The following is a 25,512-nucleotide window of genomic DNA, read 5'->3' as shown; positions in this document are numbered from 1 at the left end:
TCCGCCGCTAGGTAGCTTGCGCTACCCCGCTCGACTTGCATGTATTAGGCGCGCCGCCAGCGTTCGTCCTGAGCCAGGATCAAACTCTCCGTAAATCCCCTAGCCCAACCGCCTCCTCCGGCTCACCCCCCTAAGGACTTCTCCCGAAAAGAGGCGCCCTCGAGAACCGGCCGGCTAGGTCTGTCAAAGGTGCCTTAGTCCCCTAAGACACCCTCTCCGTTCCTTCTAGGGCTCGTGTAGGCTGTTCTGTTTTCAAGGAGCCTTCGCCTCTCGCGACGACAGTTGCAATCATACACCGCCTCACGGGAAAATGCAAGTGGTAATTTCTTCCAGATAGCCTTTCCCCGTACGCAACTCACCCCGACCTTGGGGTTTCCCCCTCCTCGGGACGCCCGTCAGGTTTCTCTTTGGCCTCCTTTGCACCGCCCGCGGAGAATTCAACCTTCCGCCTCCCTTCGAGGGCGCGGGCAAGGGTCAGTTCGTCTGTGAATTCCAAGGATCCTCCCACGGGAAGGCCGTACCCGAGACGCGTCACGGTAAGTGGGGCGTCGCGGAGGAGGCGGGCGATGAAGTTCGCCGTAACCTCCCCTTCGGTCGTCGCATCTAAGGCGAGAATCACCTCTTCGATGCGCTCGTCCGTCTTTAGCCTTTCGAGGAGCGAACGGATACGCAGCTGCTCCGGCCCCTTCCCTTCCAGCGGAGAAAGAAGCCCGTGAAGGACGTGGTACCGACCGCGGTAAACGCCAGACTTCTCGATGGCGTCGACGTCCTTAGGCCACGCCACGACCATGAGCTGCCGCGGGTCGCGGTGCGGATCGCGACAAATCGGACATACTTCGTCCTCCGTGTAGGCATGGCAAATCGAACATTCCCGGATCCTCCGACGTGCTGTGAGGATCGCTTCGGCAAGCCCTATGGCCTCCTCTTCGCGCATCGAGAGGATGTGATAGGCAAGTCGCGCCGCGGTCTTCGGACCCACGCCCGGCAACTTTTGCAGGCGAAACATGAGCTCCCGAAGCGAGCGAGGGAGCACGGCGATCTTCCTTTCCTCGAGACGTTGAAAACCGGGCGTTCGCGCCTTTCCGCCGACGATCCGCCCGCAATTCTCTAGACCTCGTCAGACTCGTCCTCGACAACCTCCACGCGATCCTCGCCTACCAGGCGCACGGCGAGGTCCACGGGGTCGACCTCGCGGAGCTTTTCCCACTCCCCTTCGTCGATTGCGACGAACTCGACGGGTCTGCCGAGGAAGCTCCGAAGCACCTTGAGGATGTGCTCGCGGTGCTCCGCTTCCCCCACCATCTTCCGATGAATGGGGTAACGAAAGGCCAAGACGACCGACCGTTCGCCCACCCAAACGGGGTATCCCCCCTTGAGCCAAGAGGACGTGCGTACGCTCAGCCGCTTGACCTCCTCGATGACCTCCTTCCAACTTTCTCGGAGTCGGGCTAGTCCCTCCGCATCTTCCGATTCGCGCAGGAAAGCTCGCTCCCCAGCGGGCTTCTCGAAAGAAGGAGCTTGGCCGACATTTGGGGCGTTTTTTGCACCCTTTTCTTTCCGGGAAGAACCCTTCTCCCCGCCGCCGCCCGAAACAAAGGCCGCGGTAGCGGCTTGCCCATCCGTTGCCGACGCGGCGGTTTTCTCGTCGTTCTCCCGCCGTTCCGAAGGATCCGCCGTAGAGGAGGAGCGAAAGGTTTCGGCTAGAGCGAGGAGACGGACCTGGAGAACCAAAAAGGGATAGGGGGTTCCCCGCAAGGACGGAAGAAGTTGGACGAGGCGTTCTGCCAAGGAGAGAAGTGTGGCGGGATCTGCGGGCGCACGAGAAAAGAGAGAGCCCGCCTCCCACGTCATCGCAGAGCCTTCTGCAGGGGAGAGACGGTACGCGAGAAGGTCCTTGACGAGGCGGAGAAGGTACGTCACGATCTGTTCTGCGGTTTTCCCTTCCCGCTCCAACTTCTCGAGCTGCGCAAAGAGCTCGGGAAGCTTCCCCTCCAACACTGCAGCGAGGAGTTCCTTTCCCTCCTCCTCTGAGAGCGTGCCTGCCAGTTCCCGCACGTGGTCGACCTCGACGGGCCCTCCCTGCGCGAAAGCGGCCGCCATGTCCAAGAGCGCCAGAGCGTCCCGCAATCCTCCTGCCGCCAACGCGGCGATGAGATCGCGGGCCTCGGGGCGTAGGTCGATTCCTTCTTGTCGTGCCACGTGCTCCAGGCGCGCCGCAATGGCCGCCGGAGGCACGGGACGAAAGGCGAAGTGCATGAGGCGGGAACGCAACGTGAGGGGCACCTTTTCCGGATCGGTGGTCGCCAAGACGAACAGCACGTGCTCCGGAGGTTCCTCGAGGGACTTAAGGAGGGCGTTCGCCGCCTCCGGGGTAAGCATGTGGACCTCGTCGATGATGTACACCTTTTTGGGCAAGGTGGACGGACGGAGGTAGAGGTTCTCCTTGAGCTCGCGAATCTCGTCGATTCCCCTGTGGCTTGCGGCGTCGAGTTCGAGGATGTCCATCGTCTCGCCGGCTTCGATGCGCCGACACGCAGAGCACTCTCCGCACGGCTCGCCGTCAACGGGGCGCTCGCAGGAGATCGCCTTGGCCAAAATGCGCGCCGTCGTCGTCTTCCCCGTTCCCCGGGGTCCGCTAAAGAGAAACGCGTGGGGAACGCGCTTTTCGCGAATTGCCGCCTTGAGGGTTTCCGTAACGTGTTCCTGTCCCACGACGTCGCGGAAAAACCGCGGTCGGTACTTTCGGTAGAGCGTCTGGTACACCGCCGCTCCCTCCCGCCGGCTACTTCCGGCAGGAAACATTGTACCACAGTGCGGTTAAGCTCCTCCGACCGTCGGGAGATAGATGTGGGCCGTAGTCCCCCTTCCCTTGCTCGTAAGCCGGATATTGCCCCCGATGTCCTGGAGGAGGCGTTGGCACACGGAAAGTCCGAGGCCCGTCCCTTCGGGCTTCGTGGTAAAAAACGGGTCGAAGATGCGGTCGAGGAGGTACGGGGGAATCCCAGGTCCCGTATCCGCAAAGGCGAAGTGGATCTGCCGCTTTTCGGGATCGTATTCCGCGGAAATCGTCAACGTCCCCCCGCGTTCCATCGCCTCGAGGGCGTTGCGTACCACGTTGAGAAATACCTGTTTGAGAAGATCGGGATCTGCAATGACGGGCGGGAGGGAATCGGGGAGGGAAAGAACGAGTTCCGTATCGCGAAGGAGGGTTTCGCTTTCGATCACGGGCAAGAGTTCGCGCAAAACGTCGAGGGGGTCTATCTTTTTGTAGTTCACCTCGCGCGGTTTTCCGAGAAGGAGGAACTGATCGATCAGGGAACCGATACGGTCGACTTCTTTGAGGATGAGGCGTACGTAGTTGGCCTCCTGTTCGAGTCCCTTCCCCTCTAGGGAAGGGAGGAGGAGTTGAAGGAACCCGCGGATCGCCGTGAGGGGATTGCGGATCTCGTGTGCCGTTCCTGCGGCCATCTGACCGATGAGCGAAAGCCGATCCGCCCGCAGGAGCTTTTCGTCGAGCACGATGGGTTCCTGGGTTTCGCGAAAGGCGACGACCGCTCCCCCCTCGGGGAGGGGGATGCTGAACCGTTGAAAGATTCGCCGCCCCTCTTCCGCCCTCCAGACGAACACGTCCTCGCCCCGAACCACGCCGAGACGAATGGGAGGAGAAACAGGAGAATAGTCAGGAAACAAAAACTTAAAAACCTCTTCTATGTTTTTTTGCAGGTCTTCTTCCCGCAGGGAAAAAAATTCGCGAAACCGCTCGTTGGCGTACACGATCTCCCCGTTTGCACGAACTACGACGATACCGAGCCCAAGCATATCGATCAGGTCTTCGACGGGGAAATTGGCGGGGAGTCGACGTGCATCGCCCATGGACTTTCGCCCCTTACCCGTTGCTCGCATGCGCACCCTTTGATCGATTATCGCACGAAGGCTTCCTCAAAGGGAAGAGCGCGAGGTGCTATCGTCCCTTTATTCTACCGTAGATGATCAACTTTTTCCAGCACATACCAGAATGGGCGTTGTATGAAGAGAATTCTATATTGAAAATTCAGATATGTTTACGCAAAAGAAAATGGTGGAGGCGAGAGGATTCGAACCCCCGCGGCGGCATGAGCCGCCCTAGCTGATTTCGAGTCAGCCCCCTTCGACCACTTGGGTACGCCTCCACACGCCAAAAGCGCATTATCTAGTATACCGACGCACGCGAGAAGAATCAACGGGGCTCGCGCAAGCCCCGGAAAAAGGAACGCAAAAGTTCCCCCGCTTCGTCCGCAAGAACCCCACCCCGGACTTCCAGGCGGTGGTTGAAACGCGGTTCTTCCACGAGGTTGTAGACGCTCCCGGCACAACCCGCCTTAGGGTCGTACGCCCCAAAGACGAGGCGCGAGATTCGGCTCTGCACCGCAGCACCGGCGCACATAGGGCAAGGTTCCAAGGTTACGTAGAGCGTAGTACCGGAGAGGCGCCACGTGTTCAGAACCTTGGCCGCCTCACGAATGGCGTGGATCTCGGCGTGACCGAGGGGATCCTGATCTCGCTCGCGCGTGTTGGCCCCGCGACCTACGATTCGCCCCTCGTACACGATCACGGCCCCGACGGGAACGTCGCCCCAAAGGAGGGCCTTCCGCGCCTCGGCGAGGGCTTCGCGCATGTAGCACGCGTCCCGATCTTCCTCCGCTTCGCACGGATGGAGCGCTTCTTCCGCTCCGAGACTATCCACCTCTTCACCCCTCCGGATATCGCCGCACGTGTAAAAGATAAAAAGATAAAAGAAAAAGGGCGGAATTCACCGCCCGTTTGTCTTCCCCTGGAGCGGACGACGGGATTCGAACCCGCGACCTCAACCTTGGCAAGGTTGCGTTCTACCCCTGAACTACGTCCGCATGCGCAACATATATCATAGCGCCCGATGTTCTTCCTGTCAAGGGTGCTCCGGGAAATCGGCCCGGAAAATCCTTTAAAGGCTCACCCCGAGCACGAGCGAGGCGTAGAGGATGTACCCGTTGAGCGCGAGAACCACCGCCGAAACCGTCGCCGCAGCGAACGTGGTGAGGGGGCGGTTTACGAGTTCCCCCATGTACCGCCTCTGGGCGGTAAAGTACACGAGGGGGAGAAGAGCTAGGGCGATGCCGAACGAAAGGAACACCTGGCTGTAGAGGAGGGCATCGCTCGGGTTGATCCCCAAAAAGAGGATCGCGAGCGGGGGTAGGATGCTCAGCGCACGGCGAAGGTATATGGGGATGCGAAACCGGATGAACCCCCGCATGACGACGTCCCCAGAAAGAATTCCCACGGAGGAGCTCGAAAGGCCGGAGGCCGTAAGGCCCACGGCAAAGAGCGTCGCGGCGAGGGGAAGAAGGTGCTCGCCTAAGAGGGCGTAGGCTTCGTCCATCTCGCTCACAAAGAGGCCGCGCTCATGGAAGAGGGATGCGGCGACGACGAGCATGCTCATGTTGATCACACCCGCCACGCCCATGGCGATCCCCAGATCGAGGAGTTCCAAGCGGTACAGCCGCTTCCGCTCTTCCGGGGTCTCGCCGATCACCCGTCGTTTCGTGAGCGCTGAATGAAGGTAAATCGCATGGGGCATGACCGTAGCGCCTAGAATCCCCGCGGCAAGAAGGACACTCCCCTCGTCGCGAAAAGAAGGAACGAAGAGCCCACGAACTAGAGGGAGAGGGTGAACGCCTGTGAAGAAAACTTCGACCACAAACGAAAAGGTGACCACGGTGACGAGGGCGGCAATGGCAAGTTCGAGCGGTCGTACACCACGCCGCTGAAGTTCCAACACGGCAAACGAAAGCACGGCCGTCGCTAAAGCACTTGCGGGCATAGACATTCCGGTGAGGAGGTGAATCCCGAGCGCACCTCCCATGAATTCGGCGAGATCCGTCGCCACGACGATGAGTTCTCCCTGTACCCACATGAAAATGCCGACCCCGCGCCCGAAGTGTTCCCGGATGAGTTCCGGCAGGTCCATCCCCGTGGCAATCCCGAGTTTCGCGGAAAGCGCCTGGATGAGAATGGCCATGAGGTTCGCGGTGAGTACGACCCAAAGGAGCTGGTATCCGTACTTCGATCCGGCGGCGATGTTCGTCGCATAGTTCCCGGGATCGATGTAGGCGACGGAAGCGATGAACGCCGGCCCTAAAAACGGCAGAATCCCCCGCAAACCCCGGGGCCGATCGCGCAGCGCGCGCTGGGCACGATCGTACGTTTGTCCAACTTCCACAGACCATCGCTCCTTCAAATTGGGTTCTGTAGCCTTTGACGGGCGCGCCCGACCCCGGTTTGCCCTTTTCTCGGATCGGCCTTTCGTTTCCCGCGGGAAACACAGTTTGAGGATAACAAGCTTGCTAGACGAGTGCAATCCACAAAACGCCTCGGCGGGTACCCCTTGACATCTCGGCTTCAACCTGATAAGATGACTTTTGCTGAACGGGACACACCGCGGGGTGGAGCAGCTCGGTAGCTCGTCGGGCTCATAACCCGAAGGTCGCAGGTTCAAATCCTGTCCCCGCTACCATGTGGGCCATTAGCTCAGCTTGGTAGAGCACCTGACTCTTAATCAGGGTGTCGGGGGTTCGAGTCCCTCATGGCCCACCAGATGTAGAATTTATGCGATGTGTGGGGCAATCCCCGCTTGATATACTCTTTAAAAATAATGACTTGCTTTGTTTTCTTTGTACACCCCTCGATAAAAGAGGGGTTTTTTGTTTACATTTATCTCGTTTGGTTGCGTAGCTATCCTTTTATCAGTTGCCTTTTAGTATACGATGATAACACGAGATTTTTAGACTCTTTTTTCGATGTCTTATTAGCTGTTTTCTTACTATTTCCGTATACAAGAGCGTTGTAAATTAAATGATTTTTGTTTAATGTAAATTTTTGCTCTCTGACACAAAACAAAAATACTAAAATTGGCAATAAATACATCACAATTAAATTTTTTAAAAATGAGAATATTCTTGATGTTTTACAAATAAAAAATGGCGGTCCCGAGAGGACTCGAACCTCCGACACGCAGTTTAGGAAACTGCTGCTCTATCCACCTGAGCTACGGGACCGTGCCATGTATTATTGTACACCTGAGCAAAATCCCCCGCAAGATGGAGCCCTTCCCATGGCCGTGTCCCTCGGGCACGATGGGCATTCCCGCAGTGTACTGCACCCGCAAATGGGAAAGGACAAAGGCTATCGTACGCCCGAAGCCCTTGCCGCACTTGGACGAAAGGCATACACTCGAAGGCGGAGGCGCCCGAAATGGCCTCCTTGCGTCAAACTTGATTGAACTTTCACCTTCGCTCGGGTATACTGATCATCGCCTCTGCCAAAGGAGGGGCCGATGTGAAGATCTTCTTGGATACGGCCGACGTCGCGGAAATCCGGGCTTTTGCAGACCTCGGAATCGTCGACGGGGTGACGACGAATCCCTCCCTCGTGGCGCAAACGGGCCGTAAAGACCTTCCGGGACTAATTCGGGAAATTGCCGACGTCGTCCACGGACCGATCAGCGTCGAAGTCATCGCCACGGATGCCGAAGGGATGATCCGGGAGGCGAGGGAGATTTCGGCGTGGGGGCTCCCCACGGTGGTCAAGATCCCGATGACCCGCGAAGGGTTACGCGCAGTCCGCGTCCTGAGCGAAGAAGGGATTGCCACGAACGTCACCCTCGTCTTCACGGCGCTGCAAGGGCTGCTTGCGGCAAAGGCCGGTGCTACGTACGTGAGCCCCTTTGCGGGTCGGCTGGACGACATCGCCCACGACGGAATGGAGGTCGTACGTGACCTCGTGCACATTCTGCGCGTGTACGGCCTACCGACGCAGGTGATCGCCTCGAGCATACGCCATCCCTTACACATCCTGGAAGCGGCTCGGGCCGGGGCGCACGTCGCAACCGTTCCGCCTAAGGTGCTCGGACAAGTTCTGCGCCACCCGCTTACGGATGCGGGAATCGAGCGTTTCCTCAAAGACTGGCAAGCCCTGCAAAATCGAGAAAATAACCCCTAGATAAAGGAGGAAATGGCATGAGCCGGGGGTCGGCGTCGGTCCAAGGTTTTGCGGAAGCGGTCGTAGGGCTCGCCCAAACGTACCCCAATCTCATTCTCCTGGATGCCGATCGCGCCGCCCATTCGTTTCTCGTTCCCTTCCGCGAACTCTATCCGGACCGTTTTATCAACGTAGGCGTCGCCGAGGCGACAATGGTGGGGATGGCCGCCGGCCTCGCGACCACCGGGTTCATCCCCGTTGCCATCACCCTCGCCGCACACGCCTCCCAAAGGGCCTTCCCCTTCATCGCCCAAACAATTGCGGTCCCTCGGCTGAACGCGAAAATCGTAGGGCTCGAAGGGAGCGTCTTGGGCAACAACGCGGGTGCTCCACGCCAGGCGTTCTTCGACCTCGCGGTGATGCGCGTCCTACCCCACATGACCGTCGTCGTGCCCGCAGACGCCCACGAAGCCTATCGGGCAACGCAGGCGCTCGTCGCCTACGACGGCCCCGCCTACCTCCGGCTTTCCTCCTGGGACGTTCCCGCCGTGACCGACCGTTCGGACGAGTTCGTCATCGGCCGTTGGAAGCTCCTGCGCGAAGGTTCGGATCTCCTCTTTGTGGCCGCCGGGGCGCTCGTCTACACCGCCCTCGAGTCCGCTAGACGGTTGGCCGAAGTAGGCATCGAGACCGCCGTGCTCAACGCTTCGACGCTCAAACCGCTAGACGAAGGATCTCTGGCCGAGTGGGCCTGCCGGGCGGGTGCCGCCGTTACGCTCGAGGACCACACCACGGTGGGCGGGCTCGGAGGAGCTGTAGCGGAGTTTCTCTCCCGCGAATGCCCGATCCCGCTCCTTCGGCTGGGCGCTCCCGAGGTGCCGGAAACGGCGCAAGAAGAAATCCTCGACCCCGATCGGGTGGCCGAGACGTCCCGAGAATTTCTCGAGCGGCGGCGCGACAAACATCCGAGCGGCAGGTAGGAGACGTTCCGGTTTACCCGCTTTCGGCAACTGCGCGCCCGCGCAAAGCCCTTCCTGCGGGGAAGGGCTTTTTCTGCATCGACCTTTTCGTACAGTTCGGACGAGCTTCGCGCGTAGGCCCTCCCCCCTCGAACTGCCATGCGAAAGGAGGATCGGCTCCTTGCCCTTTCGAATTCTGGTAGAAGTTCCTCCGCCAAAGAGCAACGTCGTAGGGCCGTTTCTCGCCAACGTAGACGCCCTGGCCGCTATGAACGTAGACGCCGTCACGCTTTCCGACAACTCGCTTGCCCAGGCGCGGATGGCAAACGTGGTCGCCGCCCAACTCGTCCGACAGAGGGTAAATCTCCCCGTAGTTCTTCACGTGAACACGCGCGACCGCAACCTCCTGGCGCAGCAGTCCCTCTTCTTCGGACTTGCCGCTCTGGGGATCCACGACGTGCTCATCATTAGCGGCGACGCCATGCGTCTCGGCGACCATCCGGAGGGGAAGGCCGTCTACGAACGGACGTCCATCGACCTCATGTACCTCGTGCGGGGGATGAACGAGGGACGTTCCTTTTTCGGCAGGCCGCTGAAAAGTCCGACCTCCTTTCGCATTGGCGGGGCGCTCAACCCTACGTCTGCAGGGGGGTTTTCGCGGGACCGCGCCTTGCGCAAGGTCGAAGCGGGTGCGACGTTCTTCCTCACCCAACCGCTCTTCGACGACCGCGCCCTCGAAGCCCTCGACGAACTTCGCACTGTCCTTCCGCCCGGAATCGAACTCTACCCGGGATTCATGCCCCTAACCTCGGAAAAAAACGCGCGGTTCATGGCATCCGTCCCCGGCTTCTCCGTCCCGGAACCCCTCCTTCGGGCATACGCCGAACGCCCGGAGGATCCGGAGATTGGGATTGAGTTTCTCCTCGAGCTTTTTGAACGGAATAAACCTTTCCTTTCGAGGTTTGCCGGTGTGTACCTCGTCACTCCAGGGAGAAAGGTAGAGCTCTTACGTCCGCTCGTAGAGTACCTCCGCCGGCAGTTCTCGCGGGAGTAGCCCGGAAGATATTTCCCGGGAAAAGACGAGGTCAGGAAGGTGCGAGGTGCAAAGTTCGGCATAGGCCTCGAGCGCGAGGGGAAAGAAATCGTAGGACCCGTCGAGCAGGCGGAAAAAACGGTCGGCTTCGTAACGGGCGAAATTGGCCAGCACAAAGGTGGCCATGAGATGCAGGAGGTCGGCGCGCAAGCTTCTTAGGAGCGTGTCCTCGTCCCGTGCGCATACCTCCTCTTCGCGGACGGGGGAATCCCCTTCCTCTGGAAGATGCAAAAACCCGTGCGCGAATGCCGCGCGAAAAAGGGCGCGGACGGTGACACGTTTCCCTACCAGGGTGGACCTTTCTTCTCCGGCGAGTAAGGGAAAAAGCCCGTGGGGCTCGACGTAGACCTCCCCACCGAGTTCACCCGCTTCCCGCCGACCGGAACGCAGGGAAAGGCCGTGGGTGAGGTCGGAACGTCTGCGCGGATAGTGGGGGTCTGCGAAGAGGATCCGCACCTTTCCCCAGTTGTGCGCTGCGGTGTAGCATAGGAGGTAGCGTACCGAGAGCTCCTTCGTTTTCCGTGCCGCCTCCCAAAACACCTTCCCTTGGGTGTAGAAGGCTTGCACCCGTGGGACGTTGGCGTACACGAGCCGCGAACGGTCGGGCTCAGGCCAAGCGGCATATGCCCGGCGGAGGACGTACCGCACGCCCGCCTCGTGGGTGAGAAGGAATTCGGGACGTATCAGAGGAACGTTCATCGTCATCCATCCGTACCTCCAATCTACGTTTCATACCATCACCTACGGGAGGATGCCTAACCATGGAATTTTCTGCCGATGCGTGGACCGAAGCGCTCACGTTCGACGACGTGTTGCTCGTTCCCCGATATTCCGAAGTAATTCCCAAGGAGGCGGAACTCGCAACGTACGTCACGCGCAACCACCGACTGGACATCCCCGTATTGAGCGCCGCCATGGACACCGTAACGGGTTGGGAAATGGCCGTAGCCCTCGGAAAACTTGGTGGGCTCGGCGTCCTCCACCGAAATATGGATCCTGTTAAGCAGGCGGAAGCGGTCACGCGCGTGAAGCGCGAAGGTGTTCTGGCCGCCGCCGCCGTGGGGACGGGAGAAACTCACGTAAGGCGCGCCGACGTTCTCGTGGAAGCGGGCGTCGACATCCTCGTCGTCGACACGGCGCACGGACATTCGAAACGCGTGTTGGAAACGGTCGCTACGCTCAAACGGCGCCACCCGCGTACGGACGTCCTCGCGGGAAACATCGCCACAGAAGAAGGAGCACGCGCGTTGATCGAAGCGGGGGCAGACGGCGTTAAGGTGGGGATAGGCCCGGGTTCGATCTGCACGACGCGGATCGTCGCGGGCGTCGGCGTTCCCCAGCTCACGGCCATCCTGTGGGCCGCCCGTGCGGCCCATGCTGCGGGTGTACCGCTCGTAGCCGACGGCGGCATGCGCCATTCGGGTGACGCCGTGAAAGCCCTGGCCGCAGGAGCGAGCGCCCTCATGTTTGGTTCGCTCTTCGCGGGAACCGACGAGGCTCCGGGGCACCTGGTGACCGTCGGCGGAAAGAAAATGAAGGCCTACCGGGGAATGGGATCTGCAGGGGCGATGGCGGAGGGGTCGAGCGACCGCTACTTCCAAGAAGGGGCCGGCAAGTTCGTCCCCGAGGGAGTAGAGGGGTACGTCCCCTACAAGGGCCCCCTCGCCGATGTCGTCTTCGAACTCATCGGTGGGATTCGCTCCGGCATGGGGTACCTGGGAGCGCGGAGGATTCCCGACCTGTGGGAACGGAGGCAGTTCGTCCGAATCACGGGAAACGGCCTGCGAGAAAGCCATCCTCACGACATTTACCTGCGTTCGGAACTCTCCTAGAGAAAACCGCGCCGCCTTTGGGTGAAGAGAGGAGGAGCTCCGGTGCACAAACCCCGTTCGCTGCGGAGTGCGCTCCGCCGCCTCGCGCGCCCTTTGATTCTCATCGGCGCCGCTCTCGGAATTCTCCTCGGACAGCATCCGGCGTGGGCGGAGGGCACATCCCCCTCCGGAACGGACCCGCTTCGGCTCGGCGTACGCTCGGCGATCCTCGTGGAGCTCGAAAGCGGACGCGTGCTCTACGCCTACAACGCCGAGGAACCGCTCCCACCGGCCAGCATGACGAAGATGATGACCGAATACCTCGTGCTCAAGGCCGTACGCGAAGGAAAGCTTCGCTGGGAAGACCCCGTAACGATCGGCGTATACCCGGGATTTCTGGGAAGGGATAAGGGGTCGCGCGTGTTCCTCGAAGAAGGAGAAACCCGCACGGTACGGGAACTCTTTACGGCGATGGCCGTGTACTCGGCAAACGACGCAACGGCGGCGTTGGCAGAGAAGGTAGCCGGATCCCGCGAAGCCTTTGTATCTCTCATGAATGAAACGGCCAAATCTCTGGGTATGGTGCACACGCACTTCGTGACGTGCCACGGCTACCCAGAAGAAGAACTTGCTCCCTTCGTAAAGGCCAACGGGGATAAGAACGTGATGTCCGCGCGAGACGCGGCAATTCTCGCCCGCCACCTCCTCCTCGATACTCCGGAAATCCTCTCCTTTACCTCCATCGTCCGGGCAAACTTCCCTCCGGGGGCCAACCGGAAGCAGGAAATCGCCATGGAAAATTGGAACAAACTCCTTCCCGGCCTCCGTTTCGCCTATGAAGGAGCGGACGGTTTGAAGACGGGGTTCACGGACGAAGCGAAGTACTGTGTCACCGCCACAGCAAAGCGAGGGGATATGCGCCTCATCGCCGTCGTCATGGGTGCGGAACCCGCCCCCGGACCGGAACCCGACAAAAACCGTTTCCTCGCCGCCCACGCCCTTTTCAACTACGGGTTTCAAAACTTCGCGCGTAAGGTCCTCGCCCCGGCAGGCCAACCTGTCGGCGACGTCTCCGTACGCCGTGGGACGAAGGATAACGTACCCGCGGTTCCCGCGGCAGACATTGTCGACGTCGTCCCGGTCGGCCACGAGGAAGACGTACGCGTGACCTGGACTTCTGTCCCGGACCTCTTCGCCCCCGTGCAAAAGGGACAAAAGGTGGGCGAGCTCCGCGTGGAAAGCCCCTACCCGCTCCTCGAAGGAACGCCCGATATCCCGCTCGTTGCCGGAGAGGACGTACCCAAAGCTCCTTGGTGGCGAATTTTCTTTGCGGCCGTCGGGGATTTCTTTGCGAACGCCTACCGTCTTGCCCTTTCCGTGCTGAACCGCGCGTAGGACCCCTCCGTAACCGCAAGTCGGATCCGATGCGGAAAACCCAATTCCACATCGAAACGTGCACCTTCGGGCCCGTAGCTCTATAATAGCTCGGTGAACCTGCGCGGACCGTTTCCGCGTACGGGATTCGATGGTACCGGAGGCGACGGAACATGAGTTGGTCCCTGGAACGCGTGCTCTCGCCGGAAAAAATCGCGGTGGCGGAGCGTTTCCGCGGCGGTGTGATCATGGACGTCACGTCGGTAGAGCAGGCGAAAATCGCTGAGGCTGCCGGCGCAAGCGCCGTAATGGCCCTGGAGCGCGTTCCCGCGGACATTCGTGCGGCGGGCGGTGTAGCGCGGATGGCGGACCCCGCCCTCGTGGAGCAGATCATGCGCGCCGTCCGGATTCCGGTCATGGCAAAGGTGCGGATCGGCCACTTTCTGGAGGCGCGCGTCTACGAAGCCCTCGGCGTGGACTTCATCGACGAAAGCGAAGTGTTGACCCCGGCAGACGAGGAATACCACATCGACAAGACCACCTTCCGCACGCCCTTCGTCTGCGGCGCCCGTGACCTGGGAGAAGCCCTTCGGAGGATTGCCGAGGGAGCGGCCATGATTCGCACGAAGGGAGAAGCGGGTACGGGGAACATCGTGGAGGCTGTGCGCCACCTGCGCCGGATCAACAGGCAAATCCAGGAAGTGCGCGCGCTCCCGAAGGAAGGGCTCGTGGCGGAATCGCGGAAGCTCGGAGTTCCCCTCGAGCTCCTCGCCTACGTGCATGAGCACGGGAAACTCCCCGTTCCAAACCTCGCAGCAGGCGGTGTCGCTACGCCCGCAGACGCGGCGCTCATGATCCACCTCGGAGCGGACGGCGTGTTCGTCGGCTCGGGGATCTTTAAGTCCGAAAACCCGGAAAAGACCGCGCGGGCAATCGTAGAAGCCGTAAAACACCCGGAAGACTACGAGCGGATCCTGTACGTTTCCAAAGGGTTGGGAGCGGCGATGCCCGGGATCGACGTACGGGCTCTTTCGCCCGAACAGCTCATGGCCGAACGGGGGTTGTGAGGACGGGAAGGGACGACCTTCCTGGTCGCCCACTACATTTGGCGAACGATCGCTCCTCGTGAGCGGAGGAGAGGGAGATTTCGGTGCTCGACATCCGCTTCATCCGTGCGCACGCCGACCGCATCAAAGAGGCGGCGCGCCTGAAGGGGATCGAGGTGGACATCGACCGCCTCTTGGCGGTCGACGAACGGCGAAGGGAACTCCTCCAGGAAGTTGAAGCGCTCAAGCAGCGACGCAACGAAAATTCGCGGCGCATTCCGAAGCTCCCGCCAGACGAACGGGAACGTCTCCGCGAAGAAACCCGGCGTTTGGGCGAAACCATCCGGGAAAAAGAGGCAGAACTCGCCGCCGTGCTCGAGGAATTTCACGCGCTCATGCTCCTCGTCCCCAACCCCCCTTCCCCCGATACCCCGGTAGGCGACGAGAGCGCAAACCGCGAGGTGAAGCGGGTCGGCGAACCCCCGAGTTTTCCCTTTCCCCCGAAGAACCACGTGGAGCTCATGCTCCTGCACGACATGCTCGACGTGGAACGGGGGGTCAAGGTGGCGGGCAGCCGTTCGTACTTTTTGAAGAACGATGGCGTGCTCCTCCACCTCGGCGTGCTCCGACTCGCGTTGGACCTGCTTCGGGAACGAGGGTTTACCCTCATGTACGTCCCCGTCCTCGTGAACGCCTTTGCCATGGAAGGAACCGGCTACTTTCCGCTCGGACGCGAGCAAGCGTACCACATTCCGGAAGACGAAAAGTACCTCGTAGGCACGGCCGAAGTGTCCCTCGTGGCCTACCACGCGGAGGAAATTCTCCGCGAAGAGGATCTCCCCCTTCGGTATGCGGGGATCTCCGAGGCCTTCCGGCGCGAGGTCGGTTCGGCAGGACGGGATACCTTCGGTCTCTACCGCGTCCACCAATTTTCCAAGGTGGAGCAGGTCATCCTCGCACCGGCGGACGAGGAACTTTCCTACCAGCTGCACATGGAGCTTTTGGAAAACGCGGAGGAACTCCTCCGCCGCCTCGAACTTCCTTACCGCGTCGTGCAAATCGCCACGGGAGACATGGGTCAAGGGCAGGTTCGAAAACACGACATTGAGACGTGGATGCCCTCGCGCGGCGCCTACGGAGAAACGCACTCCTGCTCTACCTTCCACGACTTCCAGGCGCGGCGTCTCAAGATCCGCTACCGGAAGTCCGACGGCTCTCTCGCCTACGCGTATACGCTCAACAACACCGCCATCGCCTCACCGCGAATCCTCATCGCCCTTCTGGAAAACCACCAGATGGAGGACGGAAGAATTCGGATCCCCGAAGCCCTGCGCCCTTACGTGGGCGGAAAGGCGTACATCGGTTAGACGCCGCACGAGAGGGATCACGGTCCAACTCCCCCGCGAAGACCGCGGGGGAGTTTTTACGTCTGACTCACCCGACGCGGGGGGGAATCCCTTCGGTCCCCCATGTTATAGTACAGGGATGAAAACGCTTCACCTGTGTTTTGGGTATTGAACTTTCGATTTTGTCCTGGTATACTGGACCGCACAAAGGATGGCCTAATTCGGCTTCGCCGCCGAACGGCGAAAGCACACCACGCGCGAGGTGACCTGAGTTGAGTGAGACGACGCGTCTTTCCGCCGGTGTCAAACCCTACGCCGAGCTTGGGTACTGGGATCCGACGTACGAGCCCAAGGACACCGACGTCCTCGCCGTCTTTCGCCTGGTCCCGCAGGAGGGAGTCGACCCGATCGAAGCGGCGGCGGCCGTAGCCGGCGAGTCTTCCACGGCCACGTGGACGGTGATCTGGACGGACCTCCTTACGGCATATGAGCGCTACCAGGCGCGGGCCTACAAGGTGGAACCCGTTCCGGGAACGGACCAGTACCTCGCCTACATCGCCTACAACCTCGACCTGTTCGAGGAAGGCTCGATTGCCAACCTCGTGTCGAGTATCGCGGGAAACGTCTTCGGGTTTAAGGCGGTGAAGGCCCTCCGTCTGGAGGACATGCGCCTTCCTTTGCCCTACGTGATGACCTTCCAAGGCCCGCCCCACGGGATCGTCATGGAGCGGGAGCTCCTCAACAAGTTCGGCCGGCCGCTTTTGGGCGCCACGATTAAGCCCAAGCTCGGGCTCTCCCCCAGAAGCTACGGCCGCGTGATTTACGAGGCCCTCCGCGGCGGGCTGGACTTCACGAAGGACGACGAAAACACGAACTCCCAGCCGTTCAACCGCTGGCGCGACCGCTTCCTTTACGCCATGGAAGCCGTTCACAAGGCCATGGCGGAAACCGGAGAGATCAAGGGGCACTACGTAAACGTGACCGCCGCCACCATGGAGGACATCTACGAGCGCGCGGAATTCGCCAAGGAACTCGGCAGCGTGATCGTCATGATCGACTTGACGATCGGCTTTTCGGCGATCCAGTCCATGGCGAAGTGGGCGCGCAAGAACGGCGTCCTCCTCCACCTCCACCGGGCGATGCACAGCACGTTTACGCGGCAAAAGACCCACGGAATCTCCTTCCGCGTCCTCGCGAAGTGGATGCGCCTTGCGGGCGTGGACCACATGCACGCCGGAACGGTGGTCGGCAAGCTCGAGGGGGACGCCTACCTCACGAAAGGGTACTACACGGTTCTGCGCGAATCCTCCTACAAGGCCGATCCGACGCTGGGCCTCTACTTCGACCAAGATTACGGCGCGATGCCGGGCGTCATGCCCGTAGCCTCGGGAGGCCTGCACGTGGGGCACATCCCTACGCTCGTGCACTACTTCGGTGACGACGCGGTCTTGCAGTTCGGCGGCGGAACCATCGGCCACCCCATGGGAATTGCGGCGGGCGCCACGGCCAACCGCGTCGCCCTCGAGGCGAGCATCAAGGCGCGCAACGAGGGGCGGGATCTCCTCCGGGAAGGTCAGGAAATCCTCGAGCAGGCCGCACGTTTCTCTCCCGAGCTTCGTGCCGCCCTCGAAACCTGGGGCGACGTCCGCTTCGACTTCAAACCGACGGACGCACCCGACTTCGTCGAACCGCAGGCCTAACCCCTTACGAACGGGAAGGAGGAGATCGCCGTGGGAAACTTCGTGCTTCGACACGGAGCCTTTTCGTACTTGCCCCCGCTTACGGACGAGGAGATCAAAAAGCAAATCGCCTACGCCCTCGCAAACGGCTGGGCCGTGAACATCGAGTTCACCTACGACCCCCATCCGCGAAACGTCTACTGGGACATGTGGAAGATCCCCTTCTTTGACGCCAAAGACAGCGACGCGATTCTGGCGGAACTCGAAGCCTGTCGCCGGGAGCACCCGGACGCGTACATCCGGATCAACGCCTACGACCGAAGCTACGGGAAGCAGACGACCCGCCTCACCTTCCTCGTCCAACGCCCCAAGGTAGAACGCGGGTCCACGCTCGAGCGTACGGTAGGGCCGGGCTTTACGCAGCGTTACGCGGTACGTCCGGTAGAGTGAGCGAAGAAACGGGGGTAAACGGGGGTACGGGAGCGCGTACCCCCTTCCCCGCATACATTTCCGTATAAAGCGGAGTGTACGCACCTCTGTACTAGTACAACGCGGAATTTCCGTGCATACTCCCCTTCTGTCAATCTAGTGGAAATCGAAAGATCGGACAGAATCTCCCTACCCCCACCGTCACCGGTCGTTCCGCTCGTGAAGGGGTGTTGCGTCCGCCCAATTCCACATCCGCGCGAAACGCGCGAAGGAGGCGACCGCGATGCATTCGGTTCGTCCCGTGCTCATCGGCATCGCCGGCGACAGTGGGGCCGGAAAGAGCTCCCTCGTAGCCCAACTTGCAAAGCTCCTCGGGAACGATCGCGTGAGCGTCATCGAACTCGATGGGTACCATTCCCTGAACCGCCAAGAACGCAAGGCGGTGAACATCACCGCCCTTCACCCGCGGGCAAACAACCTCGGGTTGTTCATCGACCACCTCTACCGCCTGCGCAGGGGCGAGAAGGTGCTCCGGCCCGTGTACAACCACGATACGGGAGACTTCGACGACCCGGTGTGGGTAGAGCCACGGCCGTACGTGATCGTGGAAGGGCTTCACCCCTTCCTCTTTCAGGTCGCTGCAGACATGTACGACCTCAAGATCTACTACGACACGCACGAAGAGCTCAAGGTTCGGTGGAAGATCCTGCGCGACGCCACAGCCCGCGGGTACACGGTCGAAGAGGTCCTCGCAGAGATCCGGAAGCGCCAGTGGGACATCCGCAACTTCGTAGAACCACAACTCGCCATGGCGGATACCGTCGTAAAGCTCTTCCCCTTGGAGGACGAACGCCCCGACGCCGTAGGTGTGGAATTTAAGGAGCCCGCGGACAACCCGTGGCTCAAGGAAAAGCTCGAGCAGATCTCGGAAATTTCCGTTCAGCCCAAGCGCGATTGGATAGGCGGACGGGAATTCCTCTCCCTTTCGTTCTCGCAGGCGATGCCTGTCTCCACAGCGCACGTCCTCCTGGAACACATGGGACCGCGGGGAGGGGCGATTCTCGGAAAGATCACCCATGCCCCCTTCGTCATGCCGTACCAGCTCGCGTTGGCCATCCTCGCCTCGCGCCTCGAAGCCATCCGCCAAGAACTCGACGCGACCTTCGAAGGAAGGGGGCGTTCCGTTGTCGGGTAACAGGCAGCTTTCGGCAGCGGGTGGCTACCGCGAGCTCGAGGAAAAGGCCCGGAAGGTACGTCAAGACGTGATTCGCCTTCTCCTCCGCCAGGGAAAGGGATACGTGGGCGGCGCCCTCTCCGCCGTGGACATCCTCACGGCCCTCTACTTCCGCGTCTTGCACGTCGACCCGGAACGTCCCCACGATCCAGAACGCGACCGTTTCGTCCTTTCTAAAGGCCATGCGGCCGTAGCCCTCTACGCGACGCTTGCCGAACGGGGCTTTTTCTCCCTAGAAGACCTCCTCGCTCGCTCTCCCGAAGGAATCCCTTCCTTTCCTGATATGCGTGCAATTCCCGGGATCGACATGAGCACGGGAATTCCGGGACAGGGGCTCGCGGTCGCCGTGGGCATGGCGCTCGGGGCGAAGCGGCGGAAGAGCGGGGTACGCGTCTTCGTCCTCCTCGGAGACGGGGAGCTCCAAGACGGGGCGGTTTGGGAGGCGGCCCTTGCTGCGGGGCACTTCCGCCTAAACAACCTCGTGGCCATCGTGGACCGCAACCGCCTTCAACACGGAGGCGATACGGAGGAGGTCGTCGCCCTCGAACCGATCGTCGCCAAATGGGAGTCCTTTCGCTGGTCGGTAATCCCCGTCGACGGCCATTCCTTCGAAGAACTCATCCCCGCGTTGGAAAACGTAGGGTACGCGCAAAAGCCAACCCTCATCCTCGCCCGGACGGTAAAGGGAAAAGGGATTTCCTTCATGGAAAACGAAAGCCGTTGGCACGCCGAAGTGCTCACCCGCGAAGACGCGCTGCGCGCACTCGAAGAGCTCGGCGTAAACGTCCAGGAAATTCCGCTCGAATTGTAACGGTCGGGTTCTCAGCATCCCGAAATCCGTGCCAGAAAAGAAAAAGGCGACCCCTCCTCGGGGTCGCCTTTTCGTCGTGTGTGTGGAAAACACCGCCTTGCGTCAGTCCTCTGCGGGAATGCGGGCCAAAGTCTGAAGCGCGTCCCCCTCTTCCAAACGCACGAGGCGAACGCCTCGAGCCGTCCGACCGAGCACGGGAACCTCGCGCACGGGCATGCGGATCACCTGTCCCTGCCGGGTGACGAGGAGGAGGTCATCGTTTTCCCGTACCACGACCGCGGCGACGAGCGAGCCCGCCTGCCGCGAAACGGCGCGAATCCCCTGGCCACCGCGACTTTGAAGGCGGAACTCCGCCGCAGGCGTACGCTTCCCGTACCCCAGTTCTGTGGCGAAGAGGAGCTCATCTCCATCGCGGACGTTCTCCAGAGCAACTACAAAATCCCCCGCCTTGAGGCGAATGCCGCGAACCCCGCGCGCCTGCCTCCCCATCTCCCGGACATCCCGCACGGGGAAACGGATGGCCATGCCTCCCTGCGTGACGAGGAGGACGTCTTCTTGCCCCGTCCCGAGCTTCCGTACCCCCACGAGCTCGTCACCCCGTTCGAGGGAGAGGGCGACGAGGCCGCTTCGCCGCAGAGAACGAAATTCCTCCGCCGGCGTGCGCTTTACGAACCCCAACCGGGTAGCGAAGACGAGGTCCCCAGGTTCGGAAGCGCGGTAGGGGAGGAGAGCTGTCACACGCTCCTCCGGCGCAAGGGGAAGGAAGTTGGCGAGGTGCGAACCGCGCGTCGTCCGTCCTTGTTCGGGAATCTCGTGTACGAGGAGGGGATACACGCGGCCGCGGTTCGTGAAGAAGAGAAGCGTGTCGTGCGCGTTCGCGTGGACGACGTGCACGATCACGTCTTCCCGAACGCGAACGCCGAGCACTCCCTTGCCCCCGCGCCGCTGAGCGCGGTACGTGCTCGGATCCGTGCGCCGCAGATACCCCCCTTCGCTGAGCGTGACGACGAAGGGTTCGTCGGCAATGAGGTCCGTAGCCTCAAACGAACCGTCTTCGTCGAGAATCCGCGTACGCCTCTCGTCGGCGAATTTCTCCCGCACGTCGAGGAGCTCTTTGCGCACCACTTCGTCGAGACGCGCCGGCGATTCGAGGATCGCCCGGAGGTCGGAAATCGTGCGGCGCAGCGAGCTTTCTTCGTCTGCCAACTTTTCGATGGAAAGTCCAGTAAGCTGCTCCAAGCGCATGTCCAAGATGGCGTCGGCTTGGGCCTCCGTGAAGCCCATCTCGTACGTCCTACCTTCAAGGACGAAGGTAGGCGCACAGAGGTTCGCCCGAGCCTCCTTACGGTCACGGGCACTGCGAATCGGACCGTACCGGTGCACGAGGACGTCGACGAGGTCGACGGCGCGCATGAGCCCTTCCACGATGTGAAGGCGCGCTTCCGCCTTCTCGAGGTCGTGCGCCGTTCGCCGACGTACGACCTCACGCTGGTGGGCGATGTAGTGAAGGAGGAGTTCGCGGATCCCCAAGATTTCCGGTCGTCCGTCGACAAGGGCGAGAAAGATGATCCCGAAAGAAGTTTGAAAGGCCGTGTGGCGGTAGATCTGGTTGAGGATTACCCGCGGATCGGCACCTTTTCGGACCTCCACGACGACGCGGATTTTCCCCTTGCTCGACTCGTCGCGGACGTCCGTCACGCCGTCGAGAACCTTGTCGCGGACGAGTTCGGCGATCCGTTCTACCACCTTCGCCTTGTTCACCTGGTAAGGAATTTCCGTAAAGACGATGCGCGACCGCCCGCCGGAGAGCCCTTCGATCTCCGCCTGTGCACGGATGCGGATCGTCCCGCGCCCCGTCTCGTAGGCCTTCCGAATTCCCTCACGCCCGAGGATCACACCGCCCGTGGGAAAGTCCGGACCCGGGAGGCGCTCGAGGATCTCCGCGAGAGAAGCATCGGGCCGCTCCATGAGGAGGAGTACGGCGTCTATGGCTTCTCCCAGGTTGTGCGGCGGGATGTTCGTGGCCATCCCGACGGCGATTCCCTGCGACCCGTTCACGATCAGGTTGGGAAACCGGGCGGGGAGGACGACGGGCTCCTTGCGCGAGGCGTCGAAGTTGTCGCGAAAGTCCACCGTGTCTTTGTGGATGTCGCGCAAGAGCTCGAGAGCGAGGGGGGAGAGGCGCGCCTCCGTATACCGCATCGCCGCCGCCGAATCCCCGTCCACGGAACCGAAGTTTCCCTGGCCGTCTACGAGGGGGTAGCGGTAGGAAAAGGGTTGCGCCATGCGTACGAGCGTCTCGTATACGGCCGCATCCCCGTGCGGGTGGTACCGCGCCAACACGGTACCCACGATCGTCGCGGACTTCCGGTACGGTTTGTCGGGAGTGAGACCCTCCTCGAGCATGTCGTACAGAATCCGCCTCTGCACGGGCTTTAGCCCGTCCCGAACGTCGGGAAGGGCGCGACTCACGATGACGCTCATCGCATAGTCGAGAAAGGACTGCCGCATCTCGTGGGCGATGTCCACCGGCTCGATGCGGGAATGCAAAGCCACGTCTACCCCTCCTTAGATCGCGGGGATCCCAAACACGGCTCCGCAATTCTCAAATGTCGAGATTGCGCACGGCGTGCGCGTAGGCGCGAAGAAACTCCCGCCTCGGTTCCACGTCCTCGCCCATGAGGGTTTGGAGGATCCGTTCCGCCTCCTCTGCATCCTGGATCGTCACCCGGTAGAGGCGGCGGTTTTCCGGGTTCATCGTCGTCTCCCAAAGTTGATCAGGGTTCATCTCCCCCAACCCCTTGTACCTCTGGACGACGAGCTCCCCCCGAACGTCGGCCCACTCGCGCTTGAGTTCCTCGAGTTCGGCATCCGAGTAGAGATAGCGCGAGCGCTTCCCTTTTGTGGCTTTGTAAAGCGGGGGCTGAGCGATGTACACGTACCCGCCTTCAATGAGCGGACGCATGTAGCGGTAGAAAAACGTAAGAAGAAGCGTCCGGATGTGCGCCCCGTCCACGTCGGCGTCGGTCATGAGGATGATCTTGTGGTAGCGAAGGCGAGAAAGGTCGAACTCCTCGCCGACGCCCGTCCCTATGGCGGTGACGAGGTTGCGGATTTCTTCATTTTGAAAGATCTTGTCGAGCCGGGCCTTCTCCACGTTCAAGATCTTCCCGCGAAGGGGGAGGATCGCCTGGAAGTGGCGGTCGCGACCGTCCTTTGCCGAACCGCCCGCGGAGTCGCCCTCGACGATGAAGAGCTCGCTTTCCCGCGGATCCCGACTCGTGCAGTCGGCGAGCTTCCCCGGAAGGGAGGCGGAGTCGAGGGCTCCCTTGCGCCGCGTAAGTTCGCGCGCCCTACGGGCGGCTTCCCGCGCGCGGGCGGCGAGAATCGCCCGTTCGACGATCACTCGCGCAACCGAAGGGTTCTCCTCGAGAAACCGCGCAAACTCCGTAGCCACGAGCTGCTCGACGAGAGGCTTCACCTCAGAATTGGACAACTTGGTCTTCGTCTGGCCTTCGAACTGAGGCTCGAGGAGGCGAAGGCTCAAGACGGCTACGAGCCCCTCCCGCACGTCTTCGCCCGTGAGGTTCGCATCGCCTTCTTTGATGAGCCCTGCCTTGCGGGCGTAGTCGTTCACGATGCGCGTGAGCGCAGCCTTGAAGCCGCTCTCGTGCGTGCCCCCCTCGCGCGTGGGGATGTTGTTCACGAAGGAGAGGATTTCTTCCGACTGGGCCTCCGTAAAGACGAGGGCTACCTCGACCCGGGTTTCTCCTTCCTGAACGGCAAAAGCGATTGGGGGGTGTAAGGGGGACTTTCCTCGGGCGAGTTCTTCTACGTACGCGCGAATTCCGCCGTCCTCGCGAAACTCGTGCTCTTCACCGGTAGACTCGTCGACCAGGCGTATCGTTACGCCCGGGTTGAGGTACGCGAGTTCGCGCAGGCGTGCGGCGATCGTCGAGAGACGAAACTGCGTCGTCTCCCGAAAGATCTCGGGATCGGGGACGATCCGCACCCACGTCCCCGTCTCTCCCTCCGACGGACCTACGTCCGCGAGCGGCGCCTCGGGAACGCCGCGGTGGTAGCGTTGAAAGTACCGCCGCCCCTTCTGCCGCACCTCTACCTCGAGCGTCTCCGAAAGCGCGTTTACGACGGAAATCCCCACGCCGTGAAGGCCGCCCGCCGCCCGATACCCTCCTTTGCCGAATTTCCCTCCGGCGTGCAGACGCGTGAGCACCGTCTCCACGCCGCTCGTCTTGGTCTGAGGGTGAATGTCTACGGGAATCCCCCGACCGTTGTCCCGAACGCTTACGGATCCGTCGGCATGGAGGACGACCTCGATGCGGTCGGCGTACCCGTTCATCGCTTCGTCGATGGCGTTGTCCACGACCTCCCAAAGGAGGTGGTGGAGTCCCCGTTCGTCCGTAGATCCGATGTACATGCCCGGGCGACGGCGGACCGCTTCGATGCCTTCGAGGACCTGGATCTCGTCTACGGTGTACCGACGCGCTTCGTCCATCCCTTCACCGCCTTTGGCCAAAATGCACGAAAAACGGGACGGCCGACCTCCCCGTCCCGATCGGTTTCCCAGCAACACGCGCTGAGAGTTCCGATCAGCCTGCGTGGCCGCCTTCTCCCGAGGTGAGCTTCCCCGCCCACATGCGAAATAGGCGGTCTGACGTTCCGAAATCCGCCGCGAGTTCGGTTGCGGTTAGGAACACCTGCCACTCCCGACGCCGGAGGAGCTCGGCGAGAGCCGCACGGCGCGAGGCGTCGAGCGGGCCGACAACGTCGTCGAGGAGGAGAACCGGCGGTTCTCCAAAGCGCGAGGCAAACCACTCGGCAACGCCGAAGGCGAGGGCTAATGCGTAACTGTGCTTTTGTCCCTGCGAGGCGTGCAGACGCGCCTCCCGCCCGCCTAGGTAGAACTTTACGTCGTCGCGGTGCGGGCCCGGAACGGGGGCCAGCGGACTTTCCCGCCGGAGACGCCGAAGCTCTTCGGCGAGTACCGCCACCAGCTCCTCCCACGTGGTGTGACGCTCGGCCAATGAGGCGTAGGCAAAAAAAATGCCTTCCCCCTCACCGCTAAGCTCACGGTAAAAGCGGCGCGTGCTCGGTTCGAGCTCTCGCAAGAACTCCCTCCGCCGGAGGGCGATTTCCGCCCCTACCCGTGCAAGTTGGTCGTCCCACGGTTCGAGCTCCTGTACATCGGCTTGCCCCGCGGCGATTCTCTGGCGCAGCACGGATCTTTGTTTCCAAATTGTATTATATCGGCCGAGCAGGTACAAATAGCGCACGTCGGCACTTCCCAACGCCCGGTCAAGAAACCTCCGGCGCAGATCGGGGGCCCCGTCCACGAGGTGGATGTCTTCGGGGAGAAAGAGCACGACGCGTAGATGCGGAAACCAATCCACCCGACGGCGGATCGCGTTTCCGTCCGCCCGAAGGACCTTTTCCCGTACGGTAAAGCGCACTTCTAAGGTCGTCCGGAGGCCGTCACGTACAACCTCACCAGAAATCCTCCCCTCCCGCACGCCCCAACGCAACCACTCCCGATGGCGGTGCGTGCGGAAGGACGTCCCCCACGCGAGAACGGCGATGGCTTCGAGGAGGTTGGTCTTCCCCTGGCCGTTGGGCCCGACGATCGCGTTGAGCCGCGGCGCAAACGCAGCGGTGAGGTCGAGGTTGCGAAATCCGCGAACTTCCAACGATTCGAGTCGCACGCGTCACCCCTGCCCGAA

At 61.5% G+C, this 25,512-nt stretch carries 20 protein-coding genes, 5 tRNA genes and 1 rRNA gene; 13 read left to right on the top strand and 13 right to left on the bottom strand.

Going from position 1 to position 25,512, the window contains the following annotated elements:
- From C7438_RS07945 to C7438_RS07910, 8 genes are all read right to left on the bottom strand, one after another.
- Positions 1–95: ribosomal RNA gene (locus C7438_RS07945) — 16S ribosomal RNA — on the bottom strand; the annotation flags it as partial.
- A gap of 260 nt (positions 96–355) precedes the next feature.
- A complete protein-coding gene (gene recR, locus C7438_RS07940) occupies positions 356–1,033 on the bottom strand; it encodes a recombination mediator RecR (RefSeq protein ID WP_121444825.1) in 678 nt (225 codons plus the stop codon).
- A 74-nt stretch (positions 1,034–1,107) separates the two neighbouring features.
- Positions 1,108–2,763, bottom strand: a complete 1,656-nt coding sequence (gene dnaX, locus C7438_RS07935; protein WP_170143649.1) for a DNA polymerase III subunit gamma/tau — start codon at positions 2,761–2,763, stop codon at positions 1,108–1,110.
- Positions 2,764–2,817: 54 nt separating this feature from the next.
- Positions 2,818–3,873, bottom strand: a complete 1,056-nt coding sequence (locus tag C7438_RS07930) for a two-component system sensor histidine kinase NtrB (protein ID WP_170143648.1) — start codon at positions 3,871–3,873, stop codon at positions 2,818–2,820.
- Positions 3,874–4,076: 203 nt separating this feature from the next.
- Positions 4,077–4,169, bottom strand: a tRNA-Ser gene (locus tag C7438_RS07925).
- Between the two features lie 47 nt (positions 4,170–4,216).
- Positions 4,217–4,723: a tRNA adenosine(34) deaminase TadA gene (tadA, locus tag C7438_RS07920; RefSeq protein WP_245956579.1), complete on the bottom strand. Its 507-nt coding sequence runs from the start codon at positions 4,721–4,723 to the stop codon at positions 4,217–4,219.
- A gap of 88 nt (positions 4,724–4,811) precedes the next feature.
- Positions 4,812–4,886: transfer RNA gene (locus tag C7438_RS07915), tRNA-Gly, on the bottom strand.
- Between the two features lie 74 nt (positions 4,887–4,960).
- Entirely contained in the window at positions 4,961–6,235 is a 1,275-nt protein-coding gene (locus C7438_RS07910) for an Nramp family divalent metal transporter (protein ID WP_211322149.1), read from the bottom strand.
- A 217-nt stretch (positions 6,236–6,452) separates the two neighbouring features.
- Between C7438_RS07910 and C7438_RS07905 the strand changes: the two genes are divergently transcribed.
- Positions 6,453–6,529 (top strand) — tRNA-Met (locus C7438_RS07905).
- Between the two features lie 3 nt (positions 6,530–6,532).
- Positions 6,533–6,609, top strand: a tRNA-Lys gene (locus tag C7438_RS07900).
- 384 nt (positions 6,610–6,993) lie between these two features.
- On the opposite strand, the gene C7438_RS07895 is transcribed toward C7438_RS07900, so the two are convergent.
- A tRNA-Arg gene (locus tag C7438_RS07895) sits at positions 6,994–7,070 on the bottom strand.
- A gap of 280 nt (positions 7,071–7,350) precedes the next feature.
- Between C7438_RS07895 and fsa the strand changes: the two genes are divergently transcribed.
- From fsa to C7438_RS07880, 3 genes are all read left to right on the top strand, one after another.
- Positions 7,351–8,013 (top strand): fructose-6-phosphate aldolase, encoded by a 663-nt coding sequence (gene fsa / locus C7438_RS07890; RefSeq protein WP_121444821.1) that lies wholly within the window; start codon positions 7,351–7,353, stop codon positions 8,011–8,013.
- 17 nt (positions 8,014–8,030) lie between these two features.
- Positions 8,031–8,972, top strand: coding sequence for a transketolase family protein (locus C7438_RS07885; RefSeq protein WP_121444820.1), 942 nt, complete (start codon positions 8,031–8,033; stop codon positions 8,970–8,972).
- Between the two features lie 160 nt (positions 8,973–9,132).
- Complete coding sequence (locus C7438_RS07880) at positions 9,133–10,005, top strand: methylenetetrahydrofolate reductase (RefSeq protein WP_170143647.1); 873 nt, start codon at positions 9,133–9,135, stop codon at positions 10,003–10,005.
- Here C7438_RS07880 and C7438_RS07875 read toward each other — a convergent pair.
- The gene (locus tag C7438_RS07875; RefSeq protein WP_170143646.1) at positions 9,958–10,743 is read right to left on the bottom strand and encodes a YaaC family protein; all 786 of its coding nucleotides are present in this window, start codon (positions 10,741–10,743) and stop codon (positions 9,958–9,960) included. The genes C7438_RS07880 and C7438_RS07875 overlap by 48 nt on opposite strands.
- Before the next feature lie 62 nt (positions 10,744–10,805).
- Here C7438_RS07875 and guaB point away from each other — a divergent pair, with 62 nt between their 5' ends.
- From guaB to C7438_RS07835, 8 genes are all read left to right on the top strand, one after another.
- Entirely contained in the window at positions 10,806–11,876 is a 1,071-nt protein-coding gene (gene guaB, locus C7438_RS07870) for an IMP dehydrogenase (RefSeq protein WP_121444817.1), read from the top strand.
- 42 nt (positions 11,877–11,918) lie between these two features.
- Complete coding sequence (locus C7438_RS07865; protein ID WP_170143645.1) at positions 11,919–13,250, top strand: D-alanyl-D-alanine carboxypeptidase family protein; 1,332 nt, start codon at positions 11,919–11,921, stop codon at positions 13,248–13,250.
- 152 nt (positions 13,251–13,402) lie between these two features.
- The gene (gene pdxS, locus C7438_RS07860) at positions 13,403–14,296 is read left to right on the top strand and encodes a pyridoxal 5'-phosphate synthase lyase subunit PdxS (RefSeq protein ID WP_121444815.1); all 894 of its coding nucleotides are present in this window, start codon (positions 13,403–13,405) and stop codon (positions 14,294–14,296) included.
- Between the two features lie 83 nt (positions 14,297–14,379).
- A complete protein-coding gene (gene serS, locus C7438_RS07855; protein ID WP_121444814.1) occupies positions 14,380–15,642 on the top strand; it encodes a serine--tRNA ligase in 1,263 nt (420 codons plus the stop codon).
- A 251-nt stretch (positions 15,643–15,893) separates the two neighbouring features.
- A complete protein-coding gene (locus C7438_RS07850) occupies positions 15,894–17,321 on the top strand; it encodes a form I ribulose bisphosphate carboxylase large subunit (protein WP_121444813.1) in 1,428 nt (475 codons plus the stop codon).
- A gap of 30 nt (positions 17,322–17,351) precedes the next feature.
- Positions 17,352–17,750 (top strand): ribulose bisphosphate carboxylase small subunit, encoded by a 399-nt coding sequence (locus tag C7438_RS07845; RefSeq protein WP_121444812.1) that lies wholly within the window; start codon positions 17,352–17,354, stop codon positions 17,748–17,750.
- 262 nt (positions 17,751–18,012) lie between these two features.
- Positions 18,013–18,924 (top strand): phosphoribulokinase, encoded by a 912-nt coding sequence (locus tag C7438_RS07840; RefSeq protein ID WP_121444811.1) that lies wholly within the window; start codon positions 18,013–18,015, stop codon positions 18,922–18,924.
- Entirely contained in the window at positions 18,914–19,774 is an 861-nt protein-coding gene (locus C7438_RS07835; protein ID WP_245956578.1) for a transketolase, read from the top strand. The genes C7438_RS07840 and C7438_RS07835 overlap by 11 nt, the downstream gene beginning before the upstream one ends.
- A 102-nt stretch (positions 19,775–19,876) precedes the next feature.
- Here C7438_RS07835 and gyrA read toward each other — a convergent pair whose 3' ends face one another.
- From gyrA to recF, 3 genes are all read right to left on the bottom strand, one after another.
- Complete coding sequence (gene gyrA, locus C7438_RS07830; protein WP_121444809.1) at positions 19,877–22,330, bottom strand: DNA gyrase subunit A; 2,454 nt, start codon at positions 22,328–22,330, stop codon at positions 19,877–19,879.
- A gap of 49 nt (positions 22,331–22,379) precedes the next feature.
- On the bottom strand, positions 22,380–24,290 hold the full coding sequence (gene gyrB, locus C7438_RS07825) for a DNA topoisomerase (ATP-hydrolyzing) subunit B (protein WP_121444808.1): 1,911 nt from the start codon (positions 24,288–24,290) through the stop codon (positions 22,380–22,382).
- Positions 24,291–24,384: 94 nt separating this feature from the next.
- Positions 24,385–25,494 carry a DNA replication/repair protein RecF gene (recF, locus tag C7438_RS07820; RefSeq protein WP_121444807.1) on the bottom strand — a complete coding sequence of 370 codons (1,110 nt, stop codon included), beginning with the start codon at positions 25,492–25,494 and terminating at the stop codon, positions 24,385–24,387.
- Positions 25,495–25,512: the final 18 nt, after the last annotated feature.

The organism is Brockia lithotrophica (assembly GCF_003633725.1).
Lineage (GTDB): Bacteria > Bacillota > Bacilli > Thermicanales > DSM-22653 > Brockia > Brockia lithotrophica.
The sequence above is the reverse complement of the archived record's forward strand: the minus strand, read 5'-3'. Positions and strand labels throughout refer to the sequence as shown.